Origin of the sequence: Pseudomonas sp. TWP3-1, assembly GCF_049896625.1 — a bacterium.
Classification (GTDB): Bacteria; Pseudomonadota; Gammaproteobacteria; order Pseudomonadales; family Pseudomonadaceae; genus Aquipseudomonas.
In genome coordinates this window covers 164,334-170,987 of the sequence record NZ_JAFCUQ010000014.1, presented here as the reverse complement: position 1 = coordinate 170,987, position 6,654 = coordinate 164,334, and the positions used below count along the sequence as shown (strand labels likewise).

Here is a 6,654-nt window from a genome sequence, read left to right as displayed (position 1 = left end):
GAGCAACACACCCCAGAGGAGCTGGCGGCTTTTGCTAAAGAAGCCATCGGCTGGATGGCCAGCCGAAGAACTTAGATGTGTAGATACCAATGCTCATCGCTGGCAAGCCAGCTCCCACAGGTTTTGCGGTGTTACAAGGTCAAAGTGAGTCGGCTGACCAGCGCGCCCGGCAGCAGCGCCGACGAAGTATTGCGCTGGCTATAAGTACTCGCCGACAGCAACAACTCGCGCTCTGCCGTCAACGCCTCAAGCTGCGAACCGAGCAGGCTGTAAGCGCTGTCATCAAAACGCATGGTGCTGACCGGCGCTTGAATCTCGCCGTTCTCGACCCAGAACGTCGCAAACCGGGTCATCCCGGTCAAACGCGCCGCCGGCTGATCGGAGAAGTTCAGGTACCACAGGTTGCTGATGTACAGTCCGGTGCCCAATTGTTTGAGGATCTCCGCTTGCGGCAGATCACCGGCGGCCATGTTCAGCGCACTCGGCGCTTCACCGCCGCCGGCGCCGTTAGCCGTCAGGCCATACTCGGCAGCGCTGCGCGAGCCGACCAATTGCTCGCCGGCCTTGCCTTCGATGATCAGCCGCAGATCGCTGCGCGGATAACCTTCGCCGGAGAATGCCGGGCTTAGCGAGTCGCTGACTTTCTCATCCAGCGACACCAGCGGACTGAACGACTGATCGCCGACATACAGCTTTTGCAGCGGACTGCTCTTGCTGGCAATCGACTGCGCCGAGAAGCCGCCCCAGCACAACATGCCCATGATTTCTTCCAGCGCGGCAGGTGCCAGATAAGCGCGGTATTGCCCCGGCGCCAGGGTGCGCAACGGCCGACCGAGAAACTCCAGTTGCTCGCGCGCCTGCTGGAAGCGCTGGGCGAAACCCTCGCTGCTCCAGTCATGCCCGGCGTAGCTAGCTTTAACCGCTTCGCCGTTCTCGTGGAACAGGCTGAAGTCGAAGTTGAAACTGTTGGCCTGATGCCAGCCAAACGCGCCCGCCGAACTGGCAAAGCCACGGCTGATCGGCCCGGCGGCATAGAAACCGACCAGGTCCAGACCTTCAGCGGCTTGGGCGATTTCCGCCACAACCTGCTCGGTGTCCGGCAGTGGAATGTCCTGCACATTCTGGCTCTGCCAGTCGTTGTGATTGAGCAGCAGGTACGGATCCTGCGGCAGCAACGGCAGGGTTTCGCGCAATTGTTGCAGGCCTTCGGCGAGGCGTTGCAGATCGGCGTCCTGATCACCGGAGAGGGTGATTTGCAGATCAGCGTGGCGCCCGTCATCGACCAGTTTCAGACCGATATCGGCCTGCTGCACTTGCCCGGCCTGACGCACCTTGGCGTGATTGAAGCGCACGAACGCCGAGGACTCGGCGGCGTAGCTGACAGTGAATTGTTCCGGCTCGCGCACCGCATCGCGCAGCCAGTTCACCAGAACCTTAAAGGCCTCAGCCTGATTCTTTACCGTACTCATCAGGCGTCTCCCCCAAACACATCAACGTTGCTGAACACGCAGGCCGGCGAAGCGTGGCCGACGCGGATCACCTGATTCGGTTCGCCCTTGCCGCAGTTCGGCGTGCCCAGCACCTTGACGGTGTTGGCGTCGCCGACCGCGCGCAGGCTCTTCCAGAAGTGCGCGGAAATCGCCCGGTAATTCGGGTTTTTCACCACGCCTTTGAGTTCGCCGTTCTCGATCAACTGGCCCCATTCGCAGCCGAACTGGAATTTGTTGCGCGCATCGTCAATCGACCATGAGCGGTTGGTGCTCATCAGAATGCCGTGCTCGATGCCGCCGATCAATTGCTCCAGCGACCGGTCGCCCGGCTCGATGTTGAGGTTGGCCATACGGTCGATCGGCGGACGGTTCCAGCCACAGGCGCGGCTGTTGGCCACGCCGTCGAGACCGGCGCGGAACTGCGACAGCGCACCGCCCAAAGGACGCAACAGCAGACCTTCGCGAATCAGGAATTGCTTGCTCGCGGCGGTGCCGTCGTCGTCATGCCCGTAGCTGGCGAGTTCTTCCGGGATGTCCGGATCGAAGGTCACGTTGAGCAGTTTCGAGCCATATTGCAGGCTGCCGAAATCGGACGCCTTGACGAAACTGGTGCCGGCGTAATTGCGTTCATCGCCGAGAATCCGGTCGAGTTCCAGCGGGTGGCCGATGGACTCGTGGATCTGCAACATCATTTGATCGGGCATCAGCAGCAGGTCGCGCGGGCCTTGCGGGGTGTTCGGTGCGAGCAGCAGTTGCAGTGCCTGATCGGCGACTTGCGGTCCGGCGCCGACCAGACCACAACGACTGATCACGTCTGCGCCGCCCTGCTGGCCGAAGTTCTCGCGGCCGAGGCTGCGGGTCTGGCTGTCGTTGCCGTCATATGCCGTGACGTCGAGGCTTGGATAGACGAAGCGCTGGGCTCGGCGCAGTTCTGCCCCGGCGCTGCTCAGATAGATCTGCTCGACATTGGTGATACCGACGCTGACTTCCCAATTCACCAGGCGCTCATCCTTTGGCACCGAGGCGGATTCTTTGCCGAGCAGCTCGTAGCAATCGCTCAGGGACGGGAAGGCTTGTTCGAGATTGGGTGAAAAGTAATCAGCGCGGTCGCTTGAAACCGGCTGCTCGCGCAGATCGAGCAAGGCGTGCGGTTTGAGCCGGCGGGCCTGCTGTTCGGCGCGTTCGAGGGCGGCTTGCAGGCCTTGCAGCGACAGATCATTGGTCGCGGCGTAGGCTTCGACGCCATTGACGCGCACGGTGAGCATCGCACCTTCGTCACGGCTCAGGCTCGGCGGTTCGGCGACGTTCTTGCGCACCGACAGGAACTGGCCGGACTCGCGTACATACCGCAGGGAAAAAAATTCAGCGCCCGTGCGCAAGGCAGCAAAGCGCTGCTTGAGCTGGGGGTGGAAATCGAACATTCAGGAACCTCCGTGTAATGGGAGTAGCGGCGATGCGGTTCGGCGGGGAAGGGGTGAAACGATTGCGCGAGGTCTAGAGTAGGCCTGCGTGGGGGTAGGATCAAGTGAAGAGGGGGTGTAGGAGGTTTTACTGTGGAGCTGGGGGATTTTCGCAGAATGTGAGGGCCTCATCGCTGGCAAGCCAGCTCCCACAGGTTTTTTTGGTGATCACAACATCTGTGAACAACACAAATCACTGTTGGAGCAGGTAAGCCATCTCCCACAAGATTTGTGAACGACACAAAACCCTGTGGGAGCTGGCTTGCCAGCGATTAGCCTTGACGCGGTGTAACGATCTTACTGAGCAGCAGGCGTGATATCACGCATCGGCTTGCCTTTCACCGGCGCATCGCCCGCGACGTAGTACGGCGCGGTGCTGCGCGGCAGTGGCTGACGGCCACGGATCTTGTCGGCGATTTTCTCGGCGATCATGATCGTCGGCGCGTTCAGGTTGCCGGTGGTGATGATCGGCATGATCGAAGCATCGACCACTCGCAGACCCTGCATGCCATGCACGCGACCTTCGCCGTCCACGACCGCCATCTCGTCGGTGCCCATCTTGCACGAGCAGGACGGGTGGAACGCGGTTTCGGCGTGTTCACGGATGAACTTGTCCAGCTGCTCATCGGTTTGCACGTCGATGCCCGGGCTGATTTCGCGGCCACGGAATTGGTCCAGTGCTGGCTGCTGCATGATTTCACGGGTCAGGCGGATGCCGTCGCGGAATTCCTGCCAGTCCTGCTCGGTGGCCATGTAGTTGAACAGGATGCTCGGGTACTCGCGCGGGTCTTTCGACTTGGCCTGGATGCGACCACGGCTTGGCGAACGCATGGAGCCCATGTGCGCCTGGAAACCGTGCTCTTTCACACCGTTACTGCCGTTGTAGTTAATCGCGACCGGCAGGAAGTGGTACTGAATGTTCGGCCATTCGAATTCCGGACGCGAACGGATGAAACCGCCGGCCTCGAACTGGTTGCTGGCGCCGATACCGGTGCCGTTGAACAGCCACTCGGCACCGATGGCCGGCTGGTTGTACCAGAGCAGCGACGGGTACAGAGAAACTGGCTGAGTGCAGGCGTATTGCAGGTACAGCTCAAGGTGATCCTGCAGGTTTTCACCCACGCCCGGCAGATCGTGAACCACCGGAATGTCGAGCTGGTTCAGCAGTGCGGCAGGGCCGACACCGGAACGTTGCAGAATCTGCGGCGAAGCGATGGCGCCGGAGCACAGCAGCACTTCTTTGCGTGCGCGGGCTTCAACGCGTTCTTCGGCGGCGCCGATCAGGTAACGCACGCCGGTCGCACGCTTGCCTTCGAACAGAATCTTGTCGGTCAGGGCGTGGGTGACGATGGTCAGGGTCGAACGCTTTTTCGCCGTGTCGAGGTAACCACGGGCGGTGGAAGCACGACGGCCGTTCGGCGTCACGGTGCGGTCCATCGGGCCGAAGCCTTCTTGCTGGTAGCCGTTCAAGTCTTCGGTGCGCGGGTAACCGGCCTGCACGCCGGCTTCAACCATGGCGTGGAACAGCGGGTTGTTGCCAGCCTTCGGCGTGGTCACGCTGACCGGGCCTTCGCCGCCGTGGTAATCGTTCGGGCCAATGTCACGGGTTTCCGCTTTGCGGAAGTACGGCAGGCAGTCGAGGTAGCTCCAGTCTTCCAGACCTGGCAGTTTCGACCAGCCGTCGTAGTCCATCGCGTTGCCACGGATGTAGCACATGCCGTTGATCAGCGAGGAACCGCCGAGGCCTTTGCCGCGACCGCATTCCATCCGGCGGCCGTCCATGTGTGGCTCTGGATCGGTTTCGTAAGCCCAGTTGTAACGACGGCCTTGCAGCGGGAATGCCAGTGCAGCGGGCATTTGCGTGCGGAAGTCGAGACGATAATCCGGGCCGCCTGCTTCGAGCAGCAAAACGGTGACGCCTTCGTCTTCAGTCAGACGGGTCGCCAGGGTGTTACCGGCCGAGCCGGCACCGATGATGATGTAATCGAATTCTTGGGACATTGGATGCACCCTCTTTGATAGTGGTCAGGTCAGACCTCGGCGAGTGCTGCGCACTCGAATCGCTGGCAAGCCAGCTCCCACAAGGATTGGGGGCTGCCACAGATTTGACGGACGACTCCAAACCTGTGGGAGCGGGCTTGCCCGCGAAGAGGCCTTCGCGGGCAACGCAAATCTCGGGTCTTAGAACACCGAGACGTAATCGCCCAGCTCGACCTGTACCGATTTGATGCGGGTGAAGTTGTTCAGCGAGCTGATGCCGTTCTCACGGCCAACGCCCGACTGCTTGTAACCGCCAACCGGCATTTTTGCGTCGGACTCGCCCCAGGCGTTGATCCAGCAGATACCGGCTTCCAGTTGATGAATCACGCGGTGGGCGCGGTTCAGGTCTTTGGTGACCACACCGGCGGCCAGGCCGAAGTCGGTGTCGTTGGCGCGGCGGATCACTTCTTCTTCGGTTTCGTACGACAGGATCGCCATGACCGGGCCAAAGATTTCTTCGCGGACGATGGTCATGTCGTCGGTGCAGTCAGTGAACACGGTTGGAGCCACGAACGCGCCTTTGGCGAACTCGCCGTCGGTCAGACGCTCGCCGCCGCACAGGACGCGGGCACCTTGTTCTTTACCTATGGCGATGTAACCGAGCACGCTTTCCATGTGGGCGAAGCTGACCAGCGGGCCGAAGTTGGTGTTCTCGTCTTCCGGGTTGCCGATGCGGATGCGCGCAACGCGCTCAGCGATCTTGGCTTCGAAAGCGGCTTTCAGGTGGCTCGGTACGAACACGCGAGTGCCGTTGGTGCAGACCTGACCGGAGCTGTAGAAGTTGGCCATCATCGCGGTGTCGGCGGCGCGATCCAGATCGGCGTCGTCGAAGATGATCAGCGGCGACTTGCCACCGAGTTCCATGGTCACGTCTTTCAGCGAGGATGCCGAAGCGCTGGCCATGACTTTCTTGCCGGTGTCGGTGCCGCCGGTGAAGGAGATCTTCTCGATGCGCGGGTGCTCGGTCAGCCAAGTGCCGACTTCACGGCCGCTGCCGGTCAGAACGTTGAACACGCCAGCCGGAACGCCAGCTTCGGTGTAGATTTCAGCCAGTTTCAGCGTGGTCAACGAGGTGACTTCGCTTGGCTTGAAGATCATCGCGTTACCGGCGGCCAGCGCTGGAGCGGATTTCCACAGAGCGATCTGGATCGGGTAGTTCCACGCGCCGATACCGGCAACCACGCCCAGCGGCTCGCGACGGGTGTAGACGAATGCGGTGTCACGCAGCGGGATCTGCTCGCCTTCGATGGCTGGCACCAGGCCTGCGTAGTATTCCAGCACGTCAGCGCCGGTCACGATGTCGACGTACTTGGTTTCGGAGAACGCTTTACCGGTGTCCAGAGTTTCCAGAGCAGCCAGTTCATCGTTGCGCTCGCGCAGGATGTCGACGGCACGACGCAGGATGCGCGAACGCTCCATGGCGGTCATCGCAGCCCAGATTTTCTGGCCCTTTTCGGCGCTGACCACAGCGCGCTCGACGTCTTCCTTGGTCGCACGTTGTACTTGTGCGAGGACTTCACCGTTAGCCGGGTTGATGGCTTCGAAGGTGGCGTCGCTGCTGGCATCGGAGTACGCGCCATCAATGTAGAGTTTTTGCAGTTCGAAACGGGCCATAGTGTCCTCGCAAGAGCATAAGTGGTTGGCGTTGGTCACCGGGTGAGCCA

At 61.2% G+C, this 6,654-nt stretch carries 4 protein-coding genes; all 4 read right to left on the bottom strand.

Annotated elements, in window-relative coordinates; translation table 11 throughout:
- Positions 1 to 131: 131 nt before the first annotated feature.
- The 4 genes from ACP7BN_RS19585 to betB all read right to left on the bottom strand — a co-directional run bounded on the left by ACP7BN_RS19585 (position 132) and on the right by betB (position 6,604).
- Positions 132 to 1,469 carry a TldD/PmbA family protein gene (locus ACP7BN_RS19585; protein ID WP_426205713.1) on the bottom strand — a complete coding sequence of 446 codons (1,338 nt, stop codon included), beginning with the start codon at positions 1,467 to 1,469 and terminating at the stop codon, positions 132 to 134.
- The gene (locus ACP7BN_RS19580; RefSeq protein ID WP_426205712.1) at positions 1,469 to 2,911 is read right to left on the bottom strand and encodes a TldD/PmbA family protein; all 1,443 of its coding nucleotides are present in this window, start codon (positions 2,909 to 2,911) and stop codon (positions 1,469 to 1,471) included. Before ACP7BN_RS19580 ends, ACP7BN_RS19585 begins: the two co-directional genes overlap by 1 nt.
- Positions 2,912 to 3,247: 336 nt before the next feature.
- Positions 3,248 to 4,951 carry a choline dehydrogenase gene (betA, locus tag ACP7BN_RS19575; RefSeq protein ID WP_426205711.1) on the bottom strand — a complete coding sequence of 568 codons (1,704 nt, stop codon included), beginning with the start codon at positions 4,949 to 4,951 and terminating at the stop codon, positions 3,248 to 3,250.
- A 180-nt stretch (positions 4,952 to 5,131) separates the two neighbouring features.
- Positions 5,132 to 6,604, bottom strand: a complete 1,473-nt coding sequence (betB, locus tag ACP7BN_RS19570; RefSeq protein WP_426205710.1) for a betaine-aldehyde dehydrogenase — start codon at positions 6,602 to 6,604, stop codon at positions 5,132 to 5,134.
- Positions 6,605 to 6,654: the final 50 nt, after the last annotated feature.